We start from the raw sequence: 26,753 nt of genomic DNA, 5'->3' as shown, positions 1-26,753 counted from the left end.
GGTCGCCCGACGCCGGCCGGGCCGCGGCGAACTGCGCCACCGCCCGGGCCCGCAGCGCGGTCTGCCGGGCGATCTCCCGGTCGGCCGCCTGCACCACACCCAGCGGCCCCGACGCCCAGCCGACCGGCGGCACCGGAGCGGTCAGCACGTCGTCCACGCGTTCGATCATACGTTCGAAACACTGGTGGGACAAGCCCTGTGGACCACGAAACCGCAGGTCAGACCGGTGGCAGGTGCGCGACCGTACTGGCGATCCCGGTCAGGTGGGCCAGCCGCAGGAGCTCCGACCGCCGGTACACCGGGCCGCCGGACCGGCCGAGCACCACCGCCGTGGCTGGGTCGCCGAAGGGCGCGGCCATCATCTCGATCGCCATCTCCCGCCACCGCTCGGGCAGCCAGTCGTCCTCGCTGGGCAGCAGCCGCGGCGAGGAGAGCGGCAACCAGGGCAGGGGCACGTCCTCGAAGCGGGGCGCGGCGTCGGACGCCGCCAGCACCTCGCCGTCGGCCCGCACCACCGCCGCCCAGCCGCTGTGGAACACCCGCGGCAGCTCCGCGGCCAGCAGCTTGACCGCGGTGCCCTCGGCCGCGCGGGCCAGCGCCTCCAGCAGGTCGAGCTCGCGGTGGGTGTCGAGCGGGCCGTGGAACGGGCGCAGCGCCTCGACCTGCACGCCCGGCACCGTCTGCGCGACGGTGATCAGGCTGTCGGGCAGGCGGTCCCGGGGGAGGTCCACGACGACGTCGTCGACCGCGACCCCGCCCCCGCGCTCGAGCACGTCGACGGAGACGATGTCGATCCCGGCGACACCCAGGGCGGTCGCCACCGCCCCGAGCAGACCGGGGCGGTCGGGGACGACCAGCCGCAACAGATAGGACACGGTTCCTCCGCAGACGACGTCGAGGTGCGGCCGATCCTCGTCGATCGCGTGGCGGGAGCAGCTTCCCCCACGAGGCGCCCCCAGGTCGAGCGGCCGTCCCGGGAGGCCCCCGGCCCCACGTACAGTGACCGGGTTGCGTCCCTGGCGCCGGCCGGCGCCGACGACAGGAGTCCCAGCCCCAGCATGAGCACCGAGCCCACCCCCGACACGGCCGCCCACCCGGCCCTCGACCGCCAGGACATCGCGCACCTCGCGCGGCTGGCCCGGCTGGCCGTCACCGACGAGGAGCTCGACCGCTTCGCCGGCCAGCTGGGCGCGGTCCTCGACGCGGTGGCCCAGGTCCAGCGCGCCGACGTCGCCGACGTCGCCCCCACCACGCACGCCGTCCCGCTGACCAACGTGCTGCGCGCCGACGTCACCACCCCGTGCCTGCCCCGCGACGTCGTCCTGGCCGGCGCCCCCGCCGCCGAGGACGGCCGCTTCCGCGTGCCCCGCATCCTGGGGGAGGAGGCGTGAGCGACCTCACCGCGCTGAGCGTCGTCGAGCTGCAGCAGGCGCTGTCGGCCGGCGAGACCACCTCCGTCGAGGTCACCCGCGCCCACCTCGACCGCATCGCGGCCGAGGACGGCGCCCTGGGCGCCTACCTGCACGTCGAGGGCGAGGCCGCGCTGCGGCGGGCCGGCGAGATCGACGCCGCCGGTACCGCGGGCACCGGCCTGGCCGGCATGCCGGTGGCGCTCAAGGACGTCTTCGTCACCGAGGGCGTGCCCACGACCAGCGGCTCGCGGATCCTCGAGGGCTGGCGGCCGCCGTACGACGCCACCGTCGCCCGCAAGCTCAAGGACGCCGGCACGGTGCTGCTGGGCAAGACCAACATGGACGAGTTCGCGATGGGCTCGTCCACCGAGAACTCCGCGTACCGGCCGACCCGCAACCCGTGGGACCACGACCGCATCCCCGGTGGGTCCTCCGGTGGGTCGTCCACCGCGGTCGCCGGGCGGCTGGCGCCCGTCGCCCTGGGCACCGACACCGGCGGCTCGATCCGCCAGCCCGCGGCGCTCACCGGCCTGGTCGGGCACAAGCCCACCTACGGCTCGGTGTCGCGCTACGGGCTGATCGCGTTCTCCTCCAGCCTGGACCAGGCCGGCCCGATGGCCCGCACGGTCCTGGACGCCGCCCTGGTGCACGAGGCCATCGGCGGCCACGACCCGCGCGACTCGACCAGCATCGACGCGCCCGTCCCCACCGTCGTCGAGGCCGCCCGCCGCGGTGCCGGCGGCGACCTGGCCGGCCTCCGGGTCGGCGTCGTCCGTGAGCTCGGCGGCGACGGCGCCCGCGAGGGCTACGACGCCGGCGTGCTGGAGCGGGTGGCCGAGGCGGTGGCGCTGCTGGAGGGCGCCGGGGCCGAGGTGCGCGAGGTGTCCTGCCCGTCGTTCGGGCTGGCCCTGCCGGCGTACTACCTCATCGCGCCCAGCGAGGCGTCGTCGAACCTCGCCCGCTTCGAGGGGATGCGCTTCGGCATCCGCGTCGGCGACGACGGCAGCCGCGACATCGACGAGGTCATGGCGCTCACCCGCGAGCAGGGCTTCGGCCCCGAGGTCAAGCGTCGCATCATCCTCGGCACCTACGCGCTGTCGGCCGGGTACTACGACGCCTACTACGGCCAGGCGCAGAAGGTCCGCACGCTGATCACCCGCGACTTCCACGCCGCGTTCGACGACGTCGACGTGCTGGTCAGCCCCACCAGCCCGACGGTGGCCTGGCCGATCGGCGCCCGCGTCGACGACCCGCTGGCCATGTACGCCGCCGACCTGTGCACGCTGCCGGCCAGCCTCGCCGGCGTCCCGGCCATCTCGGTGCCCTGCGGGCTGTCCGAGGGGCTGCCGGTGGGCCTGCAGGTCATGGCCCCCGCGCTGTCCGACGACCGCTGCTACCGGGTCGCCGCCGCGGTCGAGGCGGCCCTCGGCGCCCCGCTGACCGACCGGCTCGCGGAGCGTGCCGCGTGAACGGCGCGCTCAAGGCCGCCTGGGCGCTGACGGCCTTCGTGGTCGTCGTGGGCCTGGTCGGCTGGATCCTCTCCGGCGAGGCCTTCTTCGCCGTCTTCATCGTCCTGGGGCTGGTCACCGCCGTCGGCGCGTGGCTGTCCGGGCGCAGCACCACCCCGAAGGGAGACCCCTCTCCGTGAGCGAGCCCCTCGTCGCGTTCGACGACGTCCTCACCCGGTACGAGCCGGTCATCGGCCTGGAGACGCACGTCGAGCTGGGCACCGAGTCGAAGATGTTCTGCGGTTGCTCGACGACGTTCGGCGCCGAGCCCAACACCCAGACCTGCCCGGTCTGCCTGGGCCTGCCCGGATCGCTGCCGGTGGCCAACGCCGCCGCCGTCGAGTCCACGATCCGGATCGGCCTGGCGCTGGGCTGCCGGATCGCGTCCTGGTCGCGCTTCGCCCGGAAGAACTACTTCTACCCGGACATCCCCAAGGGCTTCCAGACCAGCCAGTACGACGAGCCGCTGTGCACCGCCGGGCACCTCGACGTCGAGGTCGACGGCGAGACCTACCGCGTGGAGATCGAGCGGGTGCACCTGGAGGAGGACACCGGCAAGAACCTGCACGTCGGCGGCGCCACCGGCCGCATCCACGGCGCCGACCACTCGCTGGTCGACTTCAACCGCGCCGGCATCCCGCTCGTCGAGATCGTCACCCGCCCGGTCCCCGGCGCCGGCGCCAAGGCCCCCGACGTCGCCCGCGCCTACGTGACCGAGCTGCGCGAGATCATCCAGACGCTCGGTGCCTCCGACGTGCGGATGGAGCAGGGCAGCCTGCGCTGCGACGTCAACACCTCGCTCGCGCCCGTCGGCAGCCTGGAGTGGGGGACCCGCACCGAGACCAAGAACGTCAACTCGCTGCGGTCGGTGGAGCGGGCGGTGCGCTACGAGATGCGCCGGCAGGCCGCCGTCCTCGACGCCGGCGGCCGGGTGCTGCAGGAGACCCGCCACTTCCACGAGGACACCGGCAGCACCTCGCCGGGGCGGAGCAAGGAGGAGGCCACCGACTACCGGTACTTCCCCGAGCCCGACCTGGTGCCGCTGGCGCCCGACACCGAGTGGGTGGAGAAGCTCGCCGCCGAGCTGCCGGAGCTGCCCGCCGCCCGCCGCACCCGGCTGCAGCAGGAGTGGGGGCTGTCGGCCACCGAGATGACCTGGCTGGTCAACGCCGGGGCGCTGGGGCTGGTCGAGCGCACCGTGGCCGCCGGCGCGTCACCGGCCGACGCCCGCAAGTGGTGGCTCGGGGAGCTGGCCCGCCGGGCGAACGACGCCGGTGTCGAGCTCACCGAGCTGGCGGTCACGCCGGCGCAGGTGGCCGAGCTGACCGCGCTGGTCGCCGAGGGCACGGTCAACGACAAGCTGGCGCGCCAGGCGCTCGACGGCGTGCTCGCCGGCGAGGGCGACCCGCGGGCGGTCGTGCAGGCGCGCGGCCTGGCGGTGATGGGGGAGTCCGACGAGCTCGGCGCCGCGGTCGACGCCGCCATCGCCGGGGCCCCCGACGTCGTGGCCAAGGTGCGCGGCGGCAAGGTGCAGGCCCTCGGCGCGCTGGTGGGCGCGGTCATGAAGGCCACCCGCGGCCAGGCCGACGCCGCCACCGTCAAGCGCATGCTCGAGGAGCGCCTGCTCGGCGGTTGACCCGTCAGATCGGGCTGGAGCCTCCCGAGGACGGCGGCAGGATGCGCAGCACCTTGTCGTCGTCCTCGGCGGGCGTGCCGCTGCCGTCCCCGTTCGACGTGGTCACCCACAGCCCGCCCTCGGCGTCGAGCGCGACGGTCCGCAGCCGGCCGTAGCGTTCGGGGATGAGCGCGCTCGGCTCCTCGGTCACCCCGCCGCCCTCGACGGTGACGACGTAGACGCGCCGGCCCTCGAGCGCGCCGAGGAAGACCGTGCCGCCCACGGCCGCGCAGCCGCTGAGCCCGCCCGCGTCGTCCGGCACCTCGAGCAGCGGCCCGGTGCTGGTCGCCCCGGGGGTCGGCCAGCCGAGGTCGCTGTCCTGCAGGACGGCGTTGAGCTCGTCGGGGCCGTCCGTGGCGTCGTCGACGGCGTAGAGCCCCACCGGGTCGTCGAGACCCGGGCACAGCGCCCGCACGTCGGCGTGCCCGCGGCTGAAGACCGGCCCCGAGCCGACCGGCTGGCCGAAGACGTCGACGTGCAGCACCTTGCCGCCGAGCGACGCGGTGTCCTGGGCGAGCGCCGGGTCGCCGGTGTCACCGGTGCCCACGAACAGCGTGCCGTCGGGGGCGAACGCCAGCCCGCCGCCGTTGTGCACCTCGCCGCGCGGGATGCCGGTCAGCACCGGGTTGGGGGTGCCGCCCAGCGGGAAGCGGACGACGCGGTTGTCGGTGGCCGTGGAGACGTAGGCGTAGAAGAGCCCGTCCTCGTCGAACGTGGGCGACAGGGCCAGGCCCAGCAGCCCGCCGTCGCCGGCGGTGTCGATGCCGGGCACGACCATGAGCTCCTGCGGCGGGGAGCGGTCGGGGAAGACCTGCAGCAGCCGGCCGGTCTCGCGCTCGCCCACGACCGCGGTGCCGTCGGGCAGCACGACCAGCCCGGTGGGCACCGCCAGGTCGGTGGCGACGACGTTCGGGTCGCCGCCCGACTCGCCCGAACCCGGGTCGGCGGGGTCGCCCGGCGCCGGCGCCGGGGTGGACTCGGTGGGCGGCCCGACCTGCGGCGGCGGGCCCTCGGGCAGCGGCCGGAAGGGACCGGCGGGCTCGTAGCCGTCCTCCGCGCAGCCGGCGAGGACGAGCGTCAGCGCGACCGCGCACGCGGCGCCGGCGACCCGCCGCCCCCGCTGTCGCCTCACCCGGTCCACAGTACGGGCGGACCCCGGCCGGGCGGTGCCGGCGGCGCGGAGCTGGGACCATGGTCGGTCGTGGCCGACCACGCACGCATGCGGCTGAGCCGGGTGGCCCTGGTGCCCGTCGTCTTCCTCGCCGTCTGCGTGCTGCCGTTCGCCGCGGCCGCGCCCTGGACCGCCGTCGCCCTGGTGGTCCCGCTGCTGGCCGCGGCGTGGGTGCTGCGGGTCGGCGTGGACGTCGACGACGAGGGCATCACCGCCCACACGCTGGGCCCCTCCCGCCGGGTGGCGTGGACGGAGCTGGCCGGCATCCGGGTGGTCCGCGGCGCCCGGTTGCGGCTGGTCACCACCGCCGGGTCGGAGCTGCGGCTGCCGGTGCTGCGGGCCCGCGACCTGCCGCGGCTGGCGGCGCTGTCGGGCGGCCGGATCGACGCGCCCTGAGGCTCAGTCCGCCAGTGCGGCCAGGCGACGCGCGGCGTCGCTGCCCTCGGCCGCGGTGTAGACGACCAGCTGCAGGCCGGGGGCGTCGGCCGGCGTCAGCTGGTGGTGCTCGAGCAGCAGGGCGCCCACCTCGGGGTGCTCGAAGCGGCGCTCGGCGGAGCTGAAGCGGTCGACGTCGCGGCTGGCCCACCCGGCGCGGAAGTGCGGGCTGGCCGCCTCCAGCCGGGTCACGAGGTCGACCACCGCCGGGTCGGCCAGCCGGGGACCCACCTCGGCGCGGAACTGGGTGAGGAAGCGGCGGCTGTCGGTGGGCCAGTCGCCGAGCAGCTCCCGGACGGCGGGGTCGGTGAACACCAGCCACAGCAGGTTGCGCTCCGCCGGGGCGACCGCGGCCACCCCGGGGTAGAGCCGCTCGTAGGCGCGGTTCCACCCGGCGATCGCCCACGTCGCGGTGATCGCGTAGGCGGGGGAGGGGCCGAGCGCGTCGAGCAGGCGCTGCACGTGCGCCGGCATCCCCTCGCCGGCGACGGGCAGGGGAGCGCCGCCGTGCCCGGTCAGCCGCCGCACGTACTCGTGCTCGGCCGGCGACATCCGCAGCGTGCGGGCCAGCGCGTCGACCACCTGCCGCGACGGCCGGATGTCGCGGCCCTGCTCCAGCCACGTGTACCAGGTGTGGCTCACGCCCGAGAGCAGCGCGACCTCCTCCCGGCGCAGCCCCGGCGTCCGCCGCGTGCCGCCGGCGGGCAGCCCGGCGTCGCGCGGGTCGACCTGGCGGCGGCGCGAGCGCAGGAAGCCGGCCAGCTCACGGCGGGTGGCCGGGGGATCGGCACGGCGGGCGGGGTCGGACAGGGCGGGCTCCTCGGTGGTGGTGTCGGTACTAGTATCGGCGGCGCCTCGGCACGCGCCGCCGTCCGGCCTACGCTCGGCGTCCGTGACCACCGTGGACGAGCCCCGCACCACCGCCGACGTCAAGCCCCGCAGCCGCGAGGTGACCGACGGGATCACCCGGGCCCCCGCGCGGGCGATGCTGCGCGCGGTCGGGATGGGCGACGACGACTGGGAGAAGCCGCAGGTCGGCGTCGCCTCGTCGTGGAACGAGATCACCCCGTGCAACCTCTCCCTCGACCGGCTGGCCAAGCGGGCCAAGGAGGGCGTGCACGCCGCCGGCGGCTTCCCGCTGGAGTTCGGCACGATCTCGGTCTCCGACGGCATCTCCATGGGCCACGAGGGCATGCGCGCCTCGCTGGTCTCCCGGGAGGTCATCGCCGACTCGGTGGAGACGGTGGTGTTCGCCGAGCGCCTCGACGGCACGGTGCTGCTCGCCGGCTGCGACAAGTCGCTGCCCGGCATGCTCATGGCCGCCGCCCGCCTCGACCTGGCCAGCGTGTTCCTCTACTCCGGCTCCACGCTGCCCGGCAGGCTCGGCGACCGCGACGACATCACGATCATCGACGTCTTCGAGGCGGTCGGCGCCTGCGCCCGCGGGCTGATCACCGAGGACGAGCTGGGCGCCGTCGAGCGCGCCGCCTGCCCGGGCATGGGCTCCTGCGGCGGCATGTACACCGCCAACACCATGGCCAGCGTCGCCGAGGCCCTCGGCATGGCGCTGCCCGGCAGCGCCGCCCCGCCGGCCCCCGACAGCCGTCGCGACGCCTTCGCCGTCGCCTCCGGCGAGGCGGTGGTCAACCTGCTCCGCAAGGGGATCACCGCGCGGCAGATCATGACCCGCGAGGCGTTCGAGAACGCGATCACCGTGGTGATGGCGCTGGGCGGCTCGACCAACGCCGTCCTGCACCTGATGGCCATCGCGCACGAGGCGCAGGTGGACCTCTCGCTGGACGACTTCAACCGGATCGGCGACCGCACGCCGCACCTGGCCGACGTCAAGCCCTTCGGCCGCTACGTGATGACCGACGTCGACCGCATCGGCGGCGTGCCGGTCGTGCTGCGCGCACTGCTCGACGCCGGGCTGCTGCACGGCGACGTCCTCACCGTGACCGGGAAGACGATGGCCGAGAACCTCGCCGAGATCGCCCCGCCGGACCCCGACGGCGCGATCATCCACGCGATGTCCGAGCCCATCCACCGCACCGGCGGGCTGACGATCCTGCGCGGCTCGCTCTCGCCCGACGGCGCGGTGGTGAAGTCGGCCGGCTTCGACCGGGACGTCTTCGAGGGCACCGCCCGCGTCTTCGACGGCGAGCAGGGCGCCATGGACGCGGTCACCGACGGCACGCTGCAGGCCGGCGACGTCGTCGTCATCCGCTACGAGGGCCCCAGGGGTGGCCCGGGCATGCGCGAGATGCTCGCCGTCACCGGCGCCATCAAGGGCGCGGGGCTCGGCAAGGACGTGCTGCTGCTCACCGACGGCCGCTTCTCCGGCGGCACCACCGGCCTGTGCATCGGCCACGTCGCCCCCGAGGCCACCGACGGCGGGCCGATCGCCCTGGTCCGCGACGGCGACCCGATCCGGCTGGACCTGCGCACCCGCACGCTGGACCTGCTGGTGGACGACGACGAGCTGACCCGCCGCCGGCAGGACTGGCAGCCGCTCGCCCCGCGCTACACGACCGGGGTGCTCGGCAAGTACGCCAAGCTCGTCGGCTCCGCGGCCCAGGGGGCGATCTGCGGCTAGGGGGCAGGCCCCCCTCCTTGGGGTGAGGGGGGCCCGCCGTGCCTCCTGCCGGCCCGCCGCGCTGCCGACACCCCGGGTGTGGACAGGCGGATCAGGTGGCTGGTGACGTGTGCCCTGCCCGCGGCCGCGGTGTGTCTCGTCGCCGCGCTCGTCCCGGCGCTGCACCCGCTCGGTGAGGTCGTCACGGCCCTGGCCGGGCTGGCGACGTCGGCGGTGCTGTGGACAGCCGGCGACGCGGCCGACCCCTCCGGCCGCCCGTGGCGGCTGCTCGCCGCCGCCGCGCTCTTCCCGGTCACCGGGCTGCTGCTCACCGTCCTCGTCGCGCCCTCCTCGCCCCTCGAGGAGGTCGTGCTGCGCTGGGTGGTCATCGTCCCCGGCTACGTCCTGGTCGTCGTCGGGCTGCTCGGCATGGTCGAGCGCGCGGCGCTGCGGCGCACCTGCCCCCGGTCGGCGCTGGAGCTCGCGCTGTTCAGCACCGCCGCGCTCGTCGTCATGCAGGCGCTGCTCATCGGGCCCGGCAACAGCTGGACGGCGCTCTCGCCGGCCGCCCGGCTCGTCCTCGGCAGCGCCGTGGTGGCCACCGCGGCCACCATGGCCGCCGGCCTCACCGTCCTCGGCGGGGTCGCCGCGCACCGCCAGCGGATGGCCGCGGTCCTCTTCGCCGGCCTCGTCGCGCTGTGCGTGGGCCGCGGCACCGGCACCTCGACCGCCCTGCTCGGCGCCGTCGACGCCGTCCCGCTCACCCGGGTCGCCGTCGTCGTCGGGCTCGCGCTGCTCGTGCTCGCCCGGCTGCTCGACGCGGCCCCCGCGGCGGAGCCCGCCGCCGCCGGCCGGGCGGCGCAGCTGCGCTCGGTGCTGCCGCACCTGGCGCTGGTGGTCGTCGTCGGCATCGTCGTCGTGCCACTGGCGCTCGGCGTCGCACCCACCGCGGTGACCCTCGCCGGCGCGCTGCTGTGCGGCGGGTTGTCGGCGGCCCACCGCTGGGTGGCCGCGCGCGAGGAACACCTCCGCGGCGCCCGGCTGCGCCGCGACGAGGCCTACTTCCGCAGCCTGGTGGCCTCCACCAGCGAGGCGGTGCTCGTCCTCGACGCTCGCCTGCGCGTCGGCTGGGCCTCCCCGGCGCTGGCCGACCTGCTCGGCAGCACCCCGGCGGACCTGGCCGGCCGCGACCTGCTCTCCGGCCGCTCGGCCGTCGATCCCGACGACGCCGCCGCCCTGCGCCTGCGCCTCGAGGCGGGGGAGACGGGCGGCCTGCTGACCCTGCACGTCCGCGACGGCGCGGGCGGTGTCCGCTGCCTGGAGGCCACCGTCTCGGACCTGCGCGCCGACCCCGCCGTCGCCTCGGTGGTGCTGCACTGCCGCGACGTCACCGAGCGCGAGGCCCGCGAGCGGGCGCTCGAGGAGCTGGCGTTCACCGACTCGCTGACCGGCCTGCCCAACCGGGCGGGCTGGGAGGCCGCGCTCGCCGCCGCCGTCGCGGGCGCCGCCGAGGGGCGCGCCGCGGACGCCCCCGGCCAGGCGCTGCTGCTCGTCGACGTCTGCGGCCTCACCGAGGTCCGCGAGCACGCCGACCGCGACACCGTGTCCGGCGTCCTGGTCGAGCTCGGCCGGCGCCTGCGGGCCACCGTGCGCGGCGAGGAGGTCGTCGCCCGGGTCGCCGGCGGCGTCTTCGGCGTGCTGGCCACTGGCGACGGCGACACCGCCGACCGGCTGGCCGACCGGTGCCTGGCCGCCCTGGAGCGCCCCGTGAGCACGCCCGCCGGCGTCTTCGACCTCACCGCCGACGTCGGCGTCGTCGTCGTCGAGCCGGGCCTGACCGTCGCCGCCCTCACCAGCCGCGCGGAGACCGCGGTGGCGGCCGCCCGGACCGGCGGCTCGGCACGGGCCACCCGGTGGACCGACGCGCTCGGCGCCGCCGCGGCCCGCCGCGACCGGCTGCGCGAGGACCTGCCCGGCGCCGTCGGGCGCGGGGAGCTGCGGCTGGCCTACCAGCCCATCGTGTCGATGGACGAGCAGCGGGTGGTCGGCGTCGAGGCGCTGCTGCGCTGGCGGCACCCCGAGCTCGGCGACGTCCCGCCGCGCGAGTTCGTGCCCATCGCCGAGCGCGCCGGCGTGATCGGCGAGCTGCAGCGCTGGGTGCTGCGCGAGGCCACCGCGACCGCCGCCGGCCTGCCCGACAGCGAGGGCGTGCCGCTGCGGCTGGGCGTGAACACCTCCGCCTCGCACGTGGCCGCCCGCACCTTGGTCGACGACGTCGCCGCGGCGCTGGCGTCCTCGGGCCTGGCACCCGAGCGCCTGGTCCTCGAGGTCACCGAGGCCACCCTGCTCGACGACGGCGACTTCGTGGCCATCGACGTGCAGGCGCTGCGGCTCATGGGCGTGCACGTGGCGCTCGACGACTTCGGCACCGGCACCTCGTCGCTGCTGCACCTCACCCGGCTGCCGATCGACGTGCTCAAGCTCGACCGCGCCTTCGTCTCCCGCGTCGACCGCGACGCGCAGAGCCGCGCCCTGTGCGAGGCGGTGGTCACCGTGGGCCGGGCGCTGGGCGTCGACGTCGTGGCCGAGGGCGTGGAGACCCCCGCCCAGCTGGGCGTGCTGCGCGGCCTGGGCCTGGGCTTCGCGCAGGGCTTCCTGCTGGCCCGCCCGCTGCCACCGGCCGAGCTGCTGCGCGTGCTGCGGGAGGGCGCGGGCTCGCTGTGGCCCGGCCTGGTCGGCCTGTCCCACGACGTGTTCCCCGCCGCCGGGGACCCGCCCGTCCGGGTCGGGCACGGTGCGTGACGCCACCGGGCGCCCCGTCGGCCCGGCCGCGCTCGCCGCCGTCCTCGGCCTGCTCGCCCTCCTCGGCGCCGGCACCACCGCGCTGCAGCTGACCGGCGCGCCGTCGGCCGCCGTCCTCGTCCCCGCGGCGCTCGCCCTGGCCTCGGGCACCGGCGCCGCCGTCCTGGCCGCCGGCGCCCGGCGGCTGCCCGGCCGGGCCGGCCGGCCGTGGCGGGCCCTGGCGCTGGCCGCCGGCCTGCTCGCGCTCGGGCAGGCCCTGGCCGTGGCCCGCGCCGGCCGCGACCTGGCCGCCGGCGGGATCGAGGAGCTCCCCATCCTGCTGGCCGTGCCGGTCGCGGTCGCGGTGGCCGTCCAGCTGCTGCCGCCCCGGGCCGGCCGGCGGGTCGGTTCCCGCGTGCTGGTCGACGGCGTCGTGGTCACCATCGCCGTCGGGGTCCTCGGCGGCGTGGTGCTCGACGACCTGCTCGACGGCCTGTCCGACGGCCGGCCCGGCGACGTCGCCGGACCCGGGCACGAGCTCATCGCGGCCGGCTACCCGCTGGTCGGTGCCGTGCTGTGCGGCGTCGGCCTGGTCACCGTCACCGCGGTGCCCGAGGCGCGCCGCCGGTCGGCGACCTGGCTGCTGGCCTCCTTCGTCGCGATGGCCACCGTCGCCGTCAGCGGCGCCGTGGGCCGGACGTCGGACGGCGCCGCGGCCCCGGGGTGGTCCGTCGTCACCGTCCTGGCCTGGCTGGCCATGCTGGGCACCGGCCTGTGCGCCGCGGCCGCCGACCGGGCCGCGACGGCGCCGGGCGGACGGCGCGCGCTGCCGCTGCGCGGCGCCGTGGTCGCCCACGCCGCGGCCAGCGTCGCGCTGCTCGCGGTGACCGGCGGCGTCCTCGCCGGCCGCCCCGTCCCCGCCGCGGAGGCGGCCGCGGCCGCCGTCCTGCTGCTGCTCACCTCGGCCCGGACGCTGTCCTGGGCGCTGGACGCCGCGCGGCTCACCCGCCGCCTGGAGCGCACCGAGGGCTGGTTCCGCGCCCTGGTGCACAGCGGCGACGCCGTCACCGTCGTCCTCGACGCCGCCGGCCGGGTCACCTCGGTGTCCGGCCCGGTGGCCGCCCAGCTCGGCCGGGCGGAGGAGGAGCTGGTCGGCCACGCGCTGGTCCCGCTGCTGCACCCCGACGACCGCGACCTCGTCGAGCGGGTCGCCGCGGCGCTGCGCGACGGCGCCCCCGACGGGCTGCCCGCCACCGGCCGGCTGGCCGGCGTCGACGGCGGCTGGCGCGACGTCGAGGTCTCCGGCGCCGCCCGCACCGGCGGACGGCGGGCCGACGAGGGCCTGGTGCTGCACCTGCGCGACGCCACCGAGCGCCGCGCCGGCCAGCGCGAGCTGGAACGGCTGGCCTACACCGACTCGCTGACCGGCCTGCCCAACCGCGCCCGGTTCATGGCCGCGCTGGAGGGCGCCCTCGACCGGGCCGCCCGCGGCCGGCGGGCCTGCGTCCTGCTCGTCGACCTCGACGGCTTCAAGTCCGTCAACGACGTGGCCGGGCACGACGCCGGCGACCGGCTGCTGTGCGAGGTGGCCGACGCGCTGCGCGCCGAGGCCCGCTCGGGGGACCTGGTGGCGCGGCTCGGCGGCGACGAGTTCGCCCTCCTCGTCGACGCCGGACCCGACGCGGCGATGGCGCTGGCCGAGCGGCTGGTCGCGCGGCTGGACGTCTCCCGCCGCTACGGCGGCGCCGACGGTGGCGTGGACGGCGGCCCCGCCGGCCCGGTGTTCCGCGTCTCGGCCAGTGTCGGGCTGGCCGAGGTGGTCACCGGCGCCGACGCGTCGGCCACCGTCCGGGAGGCCGACCTGGCGCTGCGCACGGTCAAGGCGCAGGGCAAGAACGGCGTCCGGGCGTCGGGTGAGGGGCTGGTCGAGGCGTCGGCGCGGCGCAGCCGGCTGGCCCGCGACCTGCCCGGCGCGATCGAGCGGGGCGGGCTGCGGCTGGTCTACCAGCCCGTCGCCGGCGTGCAGGAGCGCCGGGTGCTCGGGGTGGAGGCGCTGGTGCGCTGGGACCACCCGGTGCTCGGCCCGGTCCCGCCCGAGGAGTTCGTCGGCCTGGCCGAGGACGACGGGCTGGTCGTGCCGCTGCAGCGCTGGGTGCTGGAGACCGCGACCGCCGAGCACGCCCGGCTGCTCGCCGGGGGCCGCGACCTCAAGCTCGGCGTCAACATCTCGGTGCGGCACCTGCAGGCCCGCTGCCTGGTCGAGGACGTCACCCGCGCGCTCGAGCGCTCCGGCCTGCCGGCGCGGCTGCTGATGATCGAGGTGACCGAGAGCGTGCTGATGGACGACGACGAGCGGCTGCTCGCCGAGCTCGCGGAGCTCTCCGCCCTCGGCTGCATCGTGTCCCTCGACGACTTCGGCAAGGGCTACTCCTCGCTGGCCTACCTCGCCCGGCTGCCCGTCGACGTGCTGAAGATGGACCGCGGCTTCGTCTCGGGCATCGACACCGACCCGCGGGGCGCGGCGCTGGTCGGCAGCGTCGTCGACCTCGGCCGCACGCTGGGCATGGACGTCGTCGCCGAGGGCGTGGAGACCGCGGCCCAGCGCGAGGTCCTGGTCTCGCTGGGCTGCGGCTTCCTGCAGGGCTGGCTGACCGGCCGCCCGGTGCCGGCCGCCGAGCTGCCCGCGGTGGTCGACGGCTTCGACCCGGGTCTGCTCGGTGCGCGGGAGGAACCGCTGTCCGTCCCATGAATCGGCCGACACGGTCCACTGTGTGGGACGGCCTTGTTGACGTCGGGACGGCGGAGGCGCACAGTGTGTGCGTGCCCTCCGCCTGCCTGCTCCTCGTAGTCGCCTAGCGCGCCGGTCACCCGACCGACGCGCTACGCCCCTCTGTGCCCGCGGCACGAGGGGTTTTTTGTTGCCCGAGCAGGCACCCGACCGCACGCCCCACCCGCACGTCCGGCCCAGGAGACTCACCGCCATGACCACCACCCCGAGCGAGTCCGCCACCCGCGAGGCCGCGGAGGCGCTCACCGGTGTCGAGACGACGGCCCGCTCGATCGCCGAGGCCGCCGCCGAGCCCGCCACCGGCATCACCGGCGCGCAGAGCCTGGTGCGCTCGCTGGAGGCCGTCGGCGTCGAGGTCGTCTTCGGCATCCCGGGCGGGGCGATCCTGCCGGCCTACGACCCGCTGTTCGACTCGCACGTGCGGCACGTCCTGGTCCGCCACGAGCAGGGCGCCGGGCACGCCGCCACCGGCTACGCGCAGGCCACCGGCCGGGTCGGCGTCTGCATGGCCACCTCCGGCCCCGGCGCGACCAACCTGGTCACGCCGCTGGCCGACGCCTACATGGACTCGGTCCCGCTGGTCGCGATCACCGGCCAGGTGCCCAGCCGGGCGATCGGGACCGACGCCTTCCAGGAGGCCGACATCCGCGGCATCACCATGCCGATCACCAAGCACAACTTCCTGGTGACCGACGCCGCCGAGATCCCGCAGCGGATCGCCGAGGCCTTCCACCTGGCCGCCACCGGCCGCCCGGGCCCGGTGCTGGTCGACATCTCCAAGGACGCGCTGCAGGCCACCACCGACTTCTCCTGGCCGCCGCGGCTGGACCTGCCCGGCTACAAGCCGACCACCCGCCCGCACGGCAAGCAGGTGCGCGAGGCCGCGGCGCTCGTCGCCGCCGCCCGCCGCCCCGTCCTCTACGTCGGCGGCGGCGTGCTCAAGGCGGGCGCCACCGAGGAGCTGGCCGAGCTCGTCGAGCTCACCGGCGCGCCGGTGGTCACCACCCTCATGGCCCGCGGCGCCTTCCCCGACAGCCACCCGCAGAACCTCGGCATGCCGGGCATGCACGGCAACGTCACCGCCGTCACCGCGCTGCAGAAGGCCGACCTGCTGGTGGCCCTGGGGGCCCGCTTCGACGACCGGGTCACCGGCGAGCTGAGCTCCTTCGCCCCGCACGCGCAGGTCGTGCACGCCGACATCGACCCGGCCGAGATCGGCAAGAACCGCAAGGCCGACGTCCCGATCGTGGGCGACGCCAAGGAGACCATCGCCGAGCTGGTGGGCGCGCTGCGCGCCGAGCACCGCGCCGGCCGCACGGCCGACCTGTCGGCCTGGTGGGCCCAGCTCGACGACTGGCGGTCGCGCTACCCGCTGGGCTACGAGTGGCCCGAGGACGGCTCGCTGTCGCCGCAGTACGTCATCGAGCGGCTCGGCGCCCTCGCCGGCCCCGACGCGATCTACGCCTCCGGCGTCGGTCAGCACCAGATGTGGGCCGCGCAGTTCATCCGCTACGAGAAGCCGGGCACCTGGCTCAACAGCGGCGGCCTCGGGACGATGGGATACGCCGTCCCGGCGGCCATGGGCGCCAAGTACGGCTGCCCGGACACCACGGTCTGGGCGATCGACGGCGACGGCTGCTTCCAGATGACCAACCAGGAGCTGGCCACCTGCGCCATCGAGGGCATCCCGGTCAAGGTCGCCGTCATCAACAACGGCAACCTCGGCATGGTCCGGCAGTGGCAGACCCTCTTCTACGAGGGCCGCTACTCCAACACCAAGCTGCACCCGGTCGACGCCGAGGGCCGGCCCAAGCCGGTGCGCATCCCCGACTTCGTCGCGCTGGCCGAGGCGCTGGGCTGCGTCGGCCTGCGCTGCGAGTCCAAGGACGACGTCGACGCCGTCATCGAGAAGGCCATGGCGATCACCGACGCGCCGGTGGTCATCGACTTCGTCGTCGGCGCCGACGCGCAGGTGTGGCCGATGGTGGCCGCCGGCGCGAGCAACGACGACATCCTGGCCGCGCGCGACCTGCGCCCGGTCTTCGGCGAGGGTCAGGTGTAAGTCGAAGGACCCCCCTTCCCCCCACCCCTCGCTCCGCTCGGGGCGGGCCCCTGAAGGGGGGCCACCCGGCACCCGGTCAGTTCTGAGAGGAACGTCCCGCTATGACCCGCCACACCCTGTCGGTCCTCGTCGAGAACAAGGCCGGTGTCCTGGCCCGCGTCTCGGCGCTGTTCAGCCGGCGCGCGTTCAACATCGAGTCGCTGGCCGTCGGCCCGACCGAGAACCCCGACCTGTCGCGGATGACGATCGTCGTCGACGCCGAGTCCGCGCCGCTGGAGCAGGTGACCAAGCAGCTCAACAAGCTCGTCGAGGTCATCAAGATCGTCGAGCTGGACGGCGCCGCCGCGGTGCAGCGCGAGCTGCTGCTCGTCAAGGTGCGCGCGCCGCTGGCCGACCGCACCACCGTGCTGCAGACCGCCGAGCTCTTCCGCGCCCGCGTGGTCGACGTCAACACCGACACGGTGACCCTCGAGGCCACCGGCACGCCCGACAAGCTGCAGGCCCTGCTCGCCGTCCTCGCCCCGCTGGGGATCAAGGAGATGGCGCAGTCGGGCACCGTCGCCCTGGGGCGGGGACCGCGCTCGATGAGCGGCGCCGGTACCTTGCGCCCGGTCGACCGCAGCGCCTGAAGTCCGACCGACCCCTCACCTCCGAAGGAGCACCACCGCATGGCCGCCGAGATCTTCTACGACGACGACGCCGACCTGTCGATCATCCAGGGGCGCACCGTCGCCGTCATCGGCTACGGCAGCCAGGGGCACGCGCACGCCCTCTCGCTGCGCGACTCGGGGGTCGACGTCCGGGTGGGCCTGCCCGAGGGTTCGACGAGCCGCGCCAAGGCCGAGTCCGAGGGCCTGCGCGTGGTGACCCCCGCCGAGGCGGCCGCGGAGGCCGACCTGGTCATGGTCCTCGTCCCGGACCACGTGCAGCGGAAGGTGTACACCGAGGCGATCGAGCCGAACCTGCAGGACGGCGACGCGCTCTTCTTCGCGCACGGCTTCAACATCCGCTTCGGCTACGTCAAGCCCCCGGCCGGCGTCGACGTCGCCATGGTCGCCCCCAAGGGCCCCGGCCACCTGGTGCGCCGCGAGTTCGAGAACGGCAAGGGCGTCCCGGCGCTGGTGGCCGTCGAGCAGGACGCCAGCGGGCAGGCGCTGCAGCTGGCGCTGTCCTACGCCAAGGCCATCGGCGGCACCCGCGCCGGCGTCATCCGGACGACGTTCGCCGAGGAGACCGAGACCGACCTCTTCGGCGAGCAGGCCGTCCTCTGCGGCGGCATGTCCGCCCTGGTGACCGCCGGGTTCGAGACGCTCACCGAGGCCGGCTACCAGCCCGAGATCGCCTACTTCGAGTGCCTGCACGAGCTCAAGCTCATCGTCGACCTCATGTACGAGGGCGGCATCGCCAAGCAGCGCTGGTCGGTGTCCGACACCGCCGAGTACGGCGACTACACCTCCGGCCCACGGGTGATCGACGCCCGTGTCAAGGAGACGATGCAGGACGTCCTGGCCCGCATCAAGGACGGTTCGTGGGCGGCGGAGTTCATCGCCGACCAGGACGCCGGCGCGCCGGACTTCAAGCGCCGCCGGGCCGAGGCCGAGGCGCACCCGATCGAGGAGACCGGCCGCAAGCTCCGCGGCCTGATGAGCTGGGTGTCGGCGTCCGACGACTACACCGGCACCGCCGCCCGCGGCTGACCTCCCGCGGACGCAGAACGGCCTCCGCTGCCGGCCGGCAGCGGGGGCCGTTCTGCGTGGTCAAGGCGGAGCTCAGGACCAGCTGCCCAGCGGCGCCTTCGGGTCGGGGCCGTGGCGGTTGGGGTGCCGCTGCCCCTCCAGGCAGTAGAAGACCAGCAGCACGATGCCGCCGAAGGGCACCAGCCCGATGAGCAGCCACCACCCCGACCGGTCGGTGTCGTGCAGGCGCCGGACGCCCACCGCCAGGCTCGGGATGAACAGCCCCAGGCTGACGACGATCTGGAGGAGCGGGAACCCGATCAACGCGTCGATGATCGCGGCCACCACCACGACGGCCACGCTGAACAGGGCGAACCACCAGTACTCGGCGCGCCGGGCCCGCCCGGTGAAGTCCGCGTACCGGGTGAGGACGCTGCGGACGGCGTCGGGGAAGGTCATCGTGGCGCCCTGGGCGGCCGGGGTGCCGTAGCCGCCGTAGGGGGACGGCTGCCCGTATCCGCCGTAGGGCTGCTGCCCGTACTGCTGCTGTCCGTACTGCTGCTGTCCGTAGCCCTGCTGGCCGTACCCGGGCTGCTGGCCGTACGGCTGCTGCCCGTAGCCCTGCTGGCCGTACCCGGGCTGCTGGCCGTACTGCTGCTGGCCGTACCCGGGCTGCTGGCCGTACTGCTGCTGGCCGTAGGGCTGTCCGTACCCGGGCTGCTGGCCGTAGGGCTGGCCGTAGCCCTGCTGCTGGCCGTACTGCTGGGCGGGGGCCTGCGGATCGTGTCCTGGCTGGTCCCCGGACGGGGTGTCCTTCTCGAAGCTGGGGCCGGTCATGGTTCCTCCCGTGGTGTCGCGCCGCGTCAGCGCCCGGCGGCGGAGTGTATGGCTGGTGGGACGTGCACGGGAGCGCCGACGAGGGGCGGCTCCCACGCGCGGGTTGGTCAGTGAGTGGAGTGACGCGCGAGGAATGCACGCGACGACGGTCGGCCGAGCAGGACGACGATGGTTACGCCAACCAGCACGAGAAGCGCAGTCCAGAGGCTGAACACTCCACTGAAGAGCGCCAAGACGAGGCCCAGTGCTCCGAGGCAAGCGATCAGCGCGCTACCGATCGTGAGCATCAGGCCGCCCCTGCTCGTCAGGGCCCGCACACCACCCCATGTGCAGAGCACGGCTATGCCCAGGTAAACGGCGCCGAAGACGGCGTAGAAGCCCGCGACGGTGGCCGCCGTGAAGAGCGTCAGCGAGTACGTAAGGGCGTAAGCGCCCAGCAGGAACCCGAGACCGGTTGCCACCAGGACGGGGACTGGCCGCGTGATCCGCGAGTCACCGGATGTCGGCTGGGCTGGCTCAGGGATGCCGCGGGACACTGGTCAGCGGCCGCGGCGGGCGCGGTGCGCGGCGAAGTAGGTGGCCGCCGGCCGCAGCGACAGCAGGACGACGATCGCCAGGGCCGCCAGGAAGAACAGCAGGCTGGTGATGATCCCGCCCGCGCCGGCCGTCTGCGCGTCGGACAGGTTGGCGATCAGGCCGATCAGGGTGAACACGAGCGCGATCGAGCCGCCGACGAGCAACATCACGCGGCTGCGCCCGGTCAGCGCCCACACCGAGCCCCAGAGGGTGATGACGGTCCAGACCAGCGCCAGCAGGCCGATCACCAGGAACACGCCGCCGAACGCGCCGGCGACCGAGCCGAAGCCCGGGATCTCCTGGTCCAGGTCGCCATCGCCCGCGCCGCTGAACACGGCCCCAGCGAAGATGAGCACGAGGCTGATCAGCACGCCGATCGCCCCGAGGATGAACCCGAGGACGGCGGCGGTCACCACGCCGCCCGGCTTGGCCGGGACCGCGTCCTGCCCGTACTGCTGCCCGTAGCCGCCGTACTGCTGGGCGTACTGCTGGCCGTACTGCTCCGTGCCGTAGCCCTGCTGGCCGTAGGGCGTGGTGCCGTACTGCTGCTGCCCGTACTGGCCCGGCTGTCCGTATCCCGGCTGCCCGTACTGCTGCGGCTGGCCGTAGCCCTGCTGGCCGTAGCCCTGCTGGCCGTAGGGCGTGGTGCCGTACTGCTGCTGGCCGTACTGACCCGGCTGCGCGGGCTGCTGACCCCGCTGGTCCTCCTGACCCTGCTGGCCCTGGCCGTACGGGGTGGCCCCGCCCGAGCTGCCCGAGCCCGGGTCCTTGCTGAAGTCGGTCATGGTCCCCTCCGGACGCGTCGGCCGGCGCCGACGCTGCTGGCCGCCAGGATGGTCGGACGTCGTCGGCGTCGGCAACCACGCTCTACCCCGTCGGCAGGGTGTCGTGGCCCCTGGGACGCGTCGTTCCCTGCCCGTGACCCCTCGCCCGTGCGGGGCGGCGGAGGGGATCGCTCCCCGCCGTCCCTAGGCTGTGGCCCCGTGACCCAGAGCGCTCCCGTCGTCCTGATCGCCGAGCAGCTGGCCCCGAGCGTGCTCCAGGTGCTCGGCAGCGACGTCGAGATCCGGCACGTCGACGGCGCCGACCGGTCCGCGCTGCTGCCGGCGCTGGCCGACGCGGCCGCGGTGCTGGTCCGCAGCGCCACGCAGATCGACGCGGAGGCCCTCGCCGCGGCCCCCAACCTGAAGGTGGTCGCCCGCGCCGGCATCGGCCTGGACAACGTCGACGTCGCCGCGGCCACCGCGCGCGGCGTCATGGTCGTCAACGCGCCGACGTCGAACATCGTCAGCGCCGCTGAGCACGCCGTCGCCCTGCTGCTGGCCGCCGCGCGGCAGATCCCCGCCGCGGACGCGTCGCTGCGCGAGGGCGCCTGGAAGCGGTCGCAGTTCATGGGCGTGGAGGTGGCCGACAAGGTGGTCGGCGTCGTCGGCCTGGGCCGCATCGGCCAGCTGGTGGCCCAGCGGCTGGCCGCCTTCGGCACCACGCTGATCGCCTACGACCCCTACATCCAGCCCGGCCGCGCCGCCGGGCTCGGCGTGCGGATGGTGTCGCTGGAGGAGCTGCTGCGCGAGGCGGACTTCATCACCATCCACCTGCCCAAGACGCCCGAGACCCTCGGGCTGATCGGGGCCGACGAGCTGGCCACCACCAAGCGCGGCGTGATCGTCGTCAACGCCGCCCGCGGCGGGCTCGTCGACGAGGCCGCGCTGGCCGACGCCCTGCGGTCGGGGCAGGTGGGCGCGGCGGGCCTGGACGTGTTCGCGCAGGAGCCCTGCACCGACAGCCCGCTGTTCGGCCTGCCCAACACCGTCGTCACCCCGCACCTGGGTGCCTCGACGACGGAGGCGCAGGACAAGGCGGGCACCGCCGTCGCCCACTCCGTGCGCCTCGCGCTGCAGGGCGAGTTCGTGCCCGACGCGGTCAACGTGCAGGCCGGCGGCGTCGTCGCCGAGGACGTGCGCCCCGGGCTGCCGCTGGCCGAGAAGCTGGGCACGGTGTTCACCGCCGTCGCCGGCGGGCTGGCGCAGTCGGTCACCGTCGAGGTGCGCGGCAAGCTCGCCGAGTTCGACGACGCGGTGCTGCAGCTGGCCGTGCTCAAGGGCGTCTTCTCCGACGTGGTCGAGGAGCAGGTCACCTACGTCAACGCCCCGCTGCTCGCCGAGCAGCGCGGCCTCGACGTCGCGCTCACCAGCGACCTCGAGAGCCCCGACTACCGCAACCTCGTCCGGGTGCGCGGCGCGATGGCCGACGGCCGCGAGGTCGCCGTCTCGGGCACCCTGTTCGGCAAGAACCAGGTGCCCAAGCTCGTCGAGGTCGACGGCTTCGACATGGACCTCGACCTGTCGGGCCACCTGCTGTTCTTCGTCTACACCGACCGGCCCGGCGTCGTCGGCACGGTCGGGGCGGCGCTCGGCGAGGCGGCGGTCAACATCGCCGGCGCCCAGGTCAGCCGCACCACCCGCGGCGGCGAGGCGCTCATGGCCGTCACCGTCGACAGCCCGGTGCCGGCCGACCTGCTGGCCGACATCGCCGGCCGCATCGGCGCGCGCGAGGCCCGCAGCGCCGACCTCGACCCCCGCTGACCTAGGGTCGTCGCCATGCGCCTGGCAGTGATCGCGGGAGACGGCATCGGCCCCGAGGTGGTCACCGAGGGCCTCAAGGTCCTCGGCGGGGTCGTCCCCGACCTGGAGACCACGGAGTACGACCTCGGCGCCACCCGCTGGCAGCGCACCGGCGAGCTGCTGCCGGACTCGGTGCTCGACGAGCTGCGCGGCCACGACGCGATCCTGCTCGGCGCGATCGGCGACCCCGGGGTGCCGCCGGGCATCCTCGAGCGGGGGCTGCTGCTGCGGCTGCGCTTCGAGCTCGACCACCACGTCAACCTGCGCCCGGCCAAGCTCTACGACGGCGTGCGCAGCCCGCTGGCCGAGCCCGGCCCGATCGACATGCTGTGCGTCCGCGAGGGCACGGAGGGTCCCTACGTCGGCAACGGCGGGGTGCTGCGCCGCGACACCCCGCACGAGGTGGCCACCGAGGTCAGCCTCAACACCGCCTTCGGCGTCGAGCGGGTCGTGCGGTACGCCTTCGAGCGGGCCACGGCCCGCCCGCGCCGGCACCTCACGCTGATCCACAAGACCAACGTGCTCACCCACGCCGGGTCGCTGTGGTCGCGGACGGTCGAGGAGGTCGGCGCCGAGTTCCCCGAGGTGACCGTCGCCTACCAGCACGTCGACGCGGCCTCGATGTTCTTCATCACCGACCCGGGCCGCTACGACGTCATCGTCACCGACAACCTCTTCGGCGACATCGTCACCGACGTCGCGGCGGCGGTGACCGGCGGCATCGGGCTGGCCGCCAGCGGCAACCTCGACGCCTCGGGCACCCACCCGGGCATGTTCGAGCCGGTGCACGGCTCGGCGCCCGACATCGCCGGGCAGGGCGTCGCCGACCCGACGGCCACGGTGCTGTCGGTCGCGCTGCTGCTCGAGCACCTCGGCCTCGGCGACCAGGCGCGCAAGGTCAACGCCGCCGTCGCGTTCGACCTGTCCACCCGCGACCCGCAGCAGCCGGTGCGCACCACCGAGGTCGGCGACCGCCTCGCCGCGCTCGCCGGCGGCTGAGCGTCCCGACCGACCCCGCCTCGCGGTGCCCGACCTCGCGCTGCGGGGTGAGGCCGGGCACCGCGGGGTGAGGTCGGGGGCGCGCTAGACTCCGCGGCGATGCACCTGTCCGGCACCACCCTCATCATCGACTAGCGCGCGGTCAGCACCCCGACCGCGCGCAGACCCTCCGTACCCGGGGGGTCTTCTTCGTGTGAGGGGCCCGATCGCCGTCGACACCCGGGAGCACCCGTGGCCACCGACGCCTCGTTCCACGTATTCGACACCACCCTGCGCGACGGCGCCCAGCGCGAGGGGATCAGCTTCTCCGTCGCCGACAAGCTGGCCGTCGCCCGGCTGCTCGACGAGATCGGCGTCGGCTACATCGAGGGCGGCTGGCCGGGAGCGCTGCCCAAGGACACCGAGTTCTTCGCCCGCGCGCGCACCGAGCTCAAGCTGCGGCACGCGGTGCTGGTCGCCTTCGGCTCCACCCGCCGGGCCGGGGTCCGCGTCGAGGACGACCCGCAGGTGCAGGCGCTGCTGGACGCCGAGACGCCGGTGGTCTGCCTGGTCGCGAAGTCCGACGTCCGGCACGTGCGCGAGGCGCTGCGGACGACGCTCGAGGAGAACCTCGCGATGGTCGCCGACACCGTCGCGCACCTCGTCGCGCACGGCCGGCGGGTGTTCGTCGACTGCGAGCACTTCTTCGACGGGTACGCCGCCGACCCCGACCACGGCGTGGCGGTGCTGCAGGCCGCGTTCGCCGCGGGCGCCGAGGTCGGCGTCCTGTGCGACACCAACGGCGGCATGCTGCCCATGGGCGTGGGCCGCGTGGTGGCCGACGTCCGGTCGCGGGTCGACGGGCGACTGGGCATCCACTGCCAGGACGACACCGGGTGCGCCGTCGCCAACTCGCTGGCCGCCGTCGAGGCCGGGGTGACCCACGTGCAGGGCACCGCCAACGGCTACGGCGAGCGGGCGGGCAACGCCGACACCTTCGCGCTGGTGGCCAACCTGGTCACCAAGATGGGCCTGCCCGTGGTCCCCGCCGAGTGCCTGCCCGAGCTGCAGCGGGTCAGCCACGCGATCGCCGAGCTCGCCAACATCGCCCCCGACGACCACCAGCCCTTCGTCGGGGCCTCGGCGTTCGCGCACAAGGCCGGCCTGCACGCCAGCGCGATCAAGGTCAGCCCGGAGCTGTACAACCACCTCGACCCGGCCGTCGTCGGCAACGACATGCGCATCCTGGTCACCGAGATGGCCGGCCGCGCCTCGGTGGAGCTCAAGGGCCGCGAGCTCGGCGTCGACCTCGACGGGCACGGCGACGTCGTCGGCCGGGTGGTCGACCGGGTGAAGGTGCTCGAGGCCGAGGGCTGGTCGTTCGAGGCGGCCGACGCCTCCTTCGAGCTGCTGCTGCGCGCCGCGCTGCCCGAGGCCCCGCCGCCGCTGTTCGAGCTGGAGAGCTACAAGACCTCCGTCGAGCACAGCCGCACCGGCGACGTCGTCAGCGAGGCCACCGTCAAGGTGCACGTCGACGGCGAGCGGATCATCAGCACCGCCGAGGGCAACGGCCCGGTCAACGCCCTGGACAACGCGCTGCGCCAGGCGCTGGTCAGCCGCCACCCGCAGCTGGCCGACGTCTCGCTGGCCGACTACAAGGTCCGCATCCTGGGGTGGAAGGGCGGCACCGGCGCCACCACGCGGGTCCTGGTCGACACCACCGACGGCGTCGGCGAGTGGACCACCGTCGGCGTGCACGCCAACATCGTCGAGGCCTCCTGGCACGCCCTGGTCGACGCGCTGACCTACGCCGTCCGCCACCGCTGACCGCGACCGCCGTCGTGCACACCGTCGGCGCTGGTCCACAGACCGCCCGCCGCACCGGGACCGCCAGCGGTGGGCCCGCAGGGTCCGTGCGGTGGACGTCGACGCGGTCGTGGGGGAGCGGGGCTGGGCCACCCGGGCCGAGCTCCTGGGCCGCATCAGCGCGAGGACCCTGTCCACCTGGGTGACCGGCGGCCGGCTGGTCCGGGTGCAGCCCGGGGTCTTCGCCACACCCGCCGCGGCACGGCGCTGGCGGGTGCGGGTGGCCGCCGCGCTCGCCGGCCGGGACGCCGTGGCCAGCCACGGGACCGCGCTGGCGCTCTGGGAACTGGTCCCGCCCCCGGCCGGGCCGGTGCACCTCACCGTCGAGGACGGTCGCAGTGCGCGCGGGTCCGCCGGGGTGGTGGTGCACCGCAACTCCCGCGCCTGTACCGACCGCCGGCGCGTCACGGGCCTGCCGGTGACCTCGGTCGAGCGGGCGGTCGTCGACGCGTGGGGCAGCCCCGCCCCACCGTCGAGGGCCGAGGTCCGGGCCGCGGCGATCACGGCCGTCGCACGGCGGCTCTGCCGGCCCGCGGACCTCGCCCGCGAGCTGGCGGTCAGCATCCGGGTGCCGCAGCGAGCCCAGCTGGCGACCCTCGTCGGCCTGCTCGCCGACGGCTGCCGCAGCGAGCTGGAGATCTGGGGGTGCACCCACGTGCTGCGCGCACCGGGGATGCCCGCCTTCGTGCAGCAGCGCCGCGTCACCGTGGGCGGCCGGACCTTCGTCCTGGACGCCGCGTACGAGGAGGCGATGCTCGCGGTGGAGATGGACGGCGCCGCCTGGCACGGGTCAAGCCGGCAGCGGGAGTCCGACATCCGCCGGGACTCGCTGCTCGCGACGGTCGGCTGGCAGACGCTCCGGTTCAGCTACCGCAGGCTCACCGGTGATCCGCAGGCGTGCCGGCGCGACGTCCTGGCGGTGTACGAGACGCGCCGACGGGTGCTGCGCGGCGACGGAGTGCGCTGAGGTGAAGTACAGGCCACCAGACCTGCACCGCAGCGCACACTGTCGCCGCGCCGGAGCCACCCGCGCCGGAGCAGCCCGCGGGCGTCAGCGCCGGGGCTGGACCTCGCCCATCGGGCCGAAGCCGCTGACGTCGGGGGTGTCGACGTAGATGATCTGCGGCTGCTCGGCGACCAGGTCCGACATCCAGTCGAAGGCGGCCTTGGCGTGCGGGGTGGCCACGTGCGAGGCGCCGGCGGCGGAGTCCCGGAAGCCCTCGATGCACACGAAGGTGTTCGGGTCCTCGACGCTGCGGGACCACTCGAAGAACAGGCTGCCCTCCTCGGCGTTCACCGCCCGGGCGTACTCGTCGGCGTGCGTCCGGAACTCGTCGATCGCGTCGGGCCGGACGGGGAACTTGATGACGATCAGGATCACGGGGCTCTCCTCGGGTCGGTCACAACGGGTCGAGCCGGCGGCGGAGCAGGCAGAAGGGGTTGCCCTCCGGGTCGGCGAGCACGTGCCAGCTCTCCTCCCCGGTCTGCCCGACGTCGGCCCGGGTGGCGCCCAGGTCCAGCAGCCGCGCGAGCTCGGCGTCCTGGTCGCGGTCGGTGGCGCTGACGTCGAGGTGCAGCCGCGGCTCGGCTGGCTCCCAGTGCTCGACGGGCGTGAACACCAGCGTCGGGGCGGCGCCGCCGAAGCCGGCCTCCGGGCCGATCTCCACGGCGCCGTCGTCGTCGCGGCCCAGCACCCGGTAGCCGAGGACCTCCGCCCACCACGCCGCCAGCGCCTCGGGGTCGCGGCTGTCGACGACGATCTCGCTCAGGCGGCAGGCCACACGGGTCA

23 protein-coding genes are annotated in these 26,753 nt (G+C 75.3%); 15 read left to right on the top strand and 8 right to left on the bottom strand.

Going from position 1 to position 26,753, the window contains the following annotated elements:
• Positions 1–218 precede the first annotated feature (218 nt).
• Positions 219–875: an ACT domain-containing protein gene (locus LY71_RS18240; protein ID WP_106280269.1), complete on the bottom strand. Its 657-nt coding sequence runs from the start codon at positions 873–875 to the stop codon at positions 219–221.
• Positions 876–1,058: 183 nt separating this feature from the next.
• On the opposite strand from LY71_RS18240, the gene gatC reads away from it, so the two are divergent.
• From gatC to gatB, 4 genes are read left to right on the top strand one after another with little or no spacing between them, the layout of a single operon-like run.
• Positions 1,059–1,391, top strand: a complete 333-nt coding sequence (gene gatC / locus LY71_RS18235; RefSeq protein ID WP_106280267.1) for an Asp-tRNA(Asn)/Glu-tRNA(Gln) amidotransferase subunit GatC — start codon at positions 1,059–1,061, stop codon at positions 1,389–1,391.
• Positions 1,388–2,881, top strand: a complete 1,494-nt coding sequence (gatA, locus tag LY71_RS18230; protein WP_106280265.1) for an Asp-tRNA(Asn)/Glu-tRNA(Gln) amidotransferase subunit GatA — start codon at positions 1,388–1,390, stop codon at positions 2,879–2,881. Before gatC ends, gatA begins: the two co-directional genes overlap by 4 nt.
• Positions 2,878–3,060, top strand: a complete 183-nt coding sequence (locus LY71_RS18225) for a hypothetical protein (protein ID WP_106280262.1) — start codon at positions 2,878–2,880, stop codon at positions 3,058–3,060. The genes gatA and LY71_RS18225 overlap by 4 nt, the downstream gene beginning before the upstream one ends.
• Positions 3,057–4,556, top strand: coding sequence for an Asp-tRNA(Asn)/Glu-tRNA(Gln) amidotransferase subunit GatB (gatB, locus tag LY71_RS18220; RefSeq protein ID WP_106280260.1), 1,500 nt, complete (start codon positions 3,057–3,059; stop codon positions 4,554–4,556). The genes LY71_RS18225 and gatB overlap by 4 nt, the downstream gene beginning before the upstream one ends.
• 4 nt (positions 4,557–4,560) lie before the next feature.
• On the opposite strand, the gene LY71_RS18215 is transcribed toward gatB, so the two are convergent.
• Positions 4,561–5,727, bottom strand: a complete 1,167-nt coding sequence (locus LY71_RS18215; RefSeq protein ID WP_106280257.1) for a PQQ-dependent sugar dehydrogenase — start codon at positions 5,725–5,727, stop codon at positions 4,561–4,563.
• Between the two features lie 69 nt (positions 5,728–5,796).
• On the opposite strand from LY71_RS18215, the gene LY71_RS18210 reads away from it, so the two are divergent.
• Positions 5,797–6,162: a PH domain-containing protein gene (locus tag LY71_RS18210; protein ID WP_245888038.1), complete on the top strand. Its 366-nt coding sequence runs from the start codon at positions 5,797–5,799 to the stop codon at positions 6,160–6,162.
• A 3-nt stretch (positions 6,163–6,165) separates the two neighbouring features.
• Here the strand turns inward: LY71_RS18210 and LY71_RS18205 are convergent, their stop codons facing one another.
• Positions 6,166–7,101, bottom strand: coding sequence for a helix-turn-helix transcriptional regulator (locus tag LY71_RS18205; RefSeq protein WP_281261622.1), 936 nt, complete (start codon positions 7,099–7,101; stop codon positions 6,166–6,168).
• On the opposite strand from LY71_RS18205, the gene ilvD reads away from it, so the two are divergent.
• The 6 genes from ilvD to ilvC all read left to right on the top strand — a co-directional run bounded on the left by ilvD (position 7,094) and on the right by ilvC (position 18,104).
• A complete protein-coding gene (gene ilvD / locus LY71_RS18200; protein ID WP_106280255.1) occupies positions 7,094–8,797 on the top strand; it encodes a dihydroxy-acid dehydratase in 1,704 nt (567 codons plus the stop codon). The two genes, LY71_RS18205 and ilvD, sit on opposite strands and share 8 nt — an antisense overlap.
• Positions 8,798–8,899: 102 nt before the next feature.
• Positions 8,900–11,578 (top strand): putative bifunctional diguanylate cyclase/phosphodiesterase, encoded by a 2,679-nt coding sequence (locus LY71_RS18195; protein ID WP_106280253.1) that lies wholly within the window; start codon positions 8,900–8,902, stop codon positions 11,576–11,578.
• Entirely contained in the window at positions 11,571–14,306 is a 2,736-nt protein-coding gene (locus LY71_RS24540; protein ID WP_106280251.1) for a putative bifunctional diguanylate cyclase/phosphodiesterase, read from the top strand. The genes LY71_RS18195 and LY71_RS24540 overlap by 8 nt, the downstream gene beginning before the upstream one ends.
• A gap of 232 nt (positions 14,307–14,538) precedes the next feature.
• Entirely contained in the window at positions 14,539–16,407 is a 1,869-nt protein-coding gene (locus LY71_RS18185) for an acetolactate synthase large subunit (protein WP_106280249.1), read from the top strand.
• A gap of 101 nt (positions 16,408–16,508) precedes the next feature.
• Positions 16,509–17,036, top strand: coding sequence for an acetolactate synthase small subunit (ilvN, locus tag LY71_RS18180; protein WP_106280246.1), 528 nt, complete (start codon positions 16,509–16,511; stop codon positions 17,034–17,036).
• Positions 17,037–17,075: 39 nt separating this feature from the next.
• Complete coding sequence (gene ilvC / locus LY71_RS18175) at positions 17,076–18,104, top strand: ketol-acid reductoisomerase (protein ID WP_106280244.1); 1,029 nt, start codon at positions 17,076–17,078, stop codon at positions 18,102–18,104.
• Between the two features lie 72 nt (positions 18,105–18,176).
• Here ilvC and LY71_RS24220 read toward each other — a convergent pair whose 3' ends face one another.
• The 3 genes from LY71_RS24220 to LY71_RS18155 form a co-directional block, all read right to left on the bottom strand.
• Complete coding sequence (locus LY71_RS24220; RefSeq protein ID WP_245888035.1) at positions 18,177–18,920, bottom strand: DUF805 domain-containing protein; 744 nt, start codon at positions 18,918–18,920, stop codon at positions 18,177–18,179.
• Between the two features lie 107 nt (positions 18,921–19,027).
• Positions 19,028–19,381: a hypothetical protein gene (locus LY71_RS18160; RefSeq protein ID WP_106280242.1), complete on the bottom strand. Its 354-nt coding sequence runs from the start codon at positions 19,379–19,381 to the stop codon at positions 19,028–19,030.
• 78 nt (positions 19,382–19,459) lie between these two features.
• A complete protein-coding gene (locus LY71_RS18155; protein WP_106280240.1) occupies positions 19,460–20,281 on the bottom strand; it encodes a hypothetical protein in 822 nt (273 codons plus the stop codon).
• A gap of 198 nt (positions 20,282–20,479) precedes the next feature.
• Here LY71_RS18155 and serA point away from each other — a divergent pair, with 198 nt between their 5' ends.
• From serA to LY71_RS18135, 4 genes are all read left to right on the top strand, one after another.
• Positions 20,480–22,081: a phosphoglycerate dehydrogenase gene (serA, locus tag LY71_RS18150; protein WP_245888033.1), complete on the top strand. Its 1,602-nt coding sequence runs from the start codon at positions 20,480–20,482 to the stop codon at positions 22,079–22,081.
• Between the two features lie 15 nt (positions 22,082–22,096).
• Complete coding sequence (locus LY71_RS18145; RefSeq protein ID WP_106280235.1) at positions 22,097–23,119, top strand: 3-isopropylmalate dehydrogenase; 1,023 nt, start codon at positions 22,097–22,099, stop codon at positions 23,117–23,119.
• A 231-nt stretch (positions 23,120–23,350) separates the two neighbouring features.
• Positions 23,351–24,925, top strand: coding sequence for a citramalate synthase (gene cimA / locus LY71_RS18140; RefSeq protein WP_106280233.1), 1,575 nt, complete (start codon positions 23,351–23,353; stop codon positions 24,923–24,925).
• A gap of 91 nt (positions 24,926–25,016) precedes the next feature.
• Entirely contained in the window at positions 25,017–25,931 is a 915-nt protein-coding gene (locus LY71_RS18135) for a DUF559 domain-containing protein (RefSeq protein WP_106280231.1), read from the top strand.
• 84 nt (positions 25,932–26,015) lie between these two features.
• On the opposite strand, the gene LY71_RS18130 is transcribed toward LY71_RS18135, so the two are convergent.
• On the bottom strand, positions 26,016–26,345 hold the full coding sequence (locus LY71_RS18130) for a putative quinol monooxygenase (RefSeq protein WP_106280229.1): 330 nt from the start codon (positions 26,343–26,345) through the stop codon (positions 26,016–26,018).
• Positions 26,346–26,364: 19 nt separating this feature from the next.
• Positions 26,365–26,745, bottom strand: a complete 381-nt coding sequence (locus LY71_RS18125; protein WP_106280227.1) for a VOC family protein — start codon at positions 26,743–26,745, stop codon at positions 26,365–26,367.
• Between the last annotated feature and the right edge of the window lie 8 nt (positions 26,746–26,753).

The sequence above is a fragment of the Geodermatophilus tzadiensis genome, from assembly GCF_003002915.1.
Taxonomy (GTDB): domain Bacteria; phylum Actinomycetota; class Actinomycetes; order Mycobacteriales; family Geodermatophilaceae; genus Geodermatophilus; species Geodermatophilus tzadiensis.
This window is presented reverse-complemented; position numbering and strand designations above follow the sequence as displayed.

What these genes read in the sequence shown, in the direction of transcription:
- gatC (WP_106280267.1), top strand. Translation starts at nt 1,059, where the DNA reads ATGAGCACCGAGCCCACCCCCGACACGGCCGCCCACCCGGCCCTCGAC.
- LY71_RS18185 (WP_106280249.1), top strand. Translation starts at nt 14,539, where the DNA reads ATGACCACCACCCCGAGCGAGTCCGCCACCCGCGAGGCCGCGGAGGCG.
- ilvN (WP_106280246.1), top strand. Translation starts at nt 16,509, where the DNA reads ATGACCCGCCACACCCTGTCGGTCCTCGTCGAGAACAAGGCCGGTGTC.
- ilvC (WP_106280244.1), top strand. Translation starts at nt 17,076, where the DNA reads ATGGCCGCCGAGATCTTCTACGACGACGACGCCGACCTGTCGATCATC.
- LY71_RS24220 (WP_245888035.1), bottom strand. Translation starts at nt 18,920, where the DNA reads ATGACCGGCCCCAGCTTCGAGAAGGACACCCCGTCCGGGGACCAGCCA.
- LY71_RS18155 (WP_106280240.1), bottom strand. Translation starts at nt 20,281, where the DNA reads ATGACCGACTTCAGCAAGGACCCGGGCTCGGGCAGCTCGGGCGGGGCC.
- LY71_RS18145 (WP_106280235.1), top strand. Translation starts at nt 22,097, where the DNA reads ATGCGCCTGGCAGTGATCGCGGGAGACGGCATCGGCCCCGAGGTGGTC.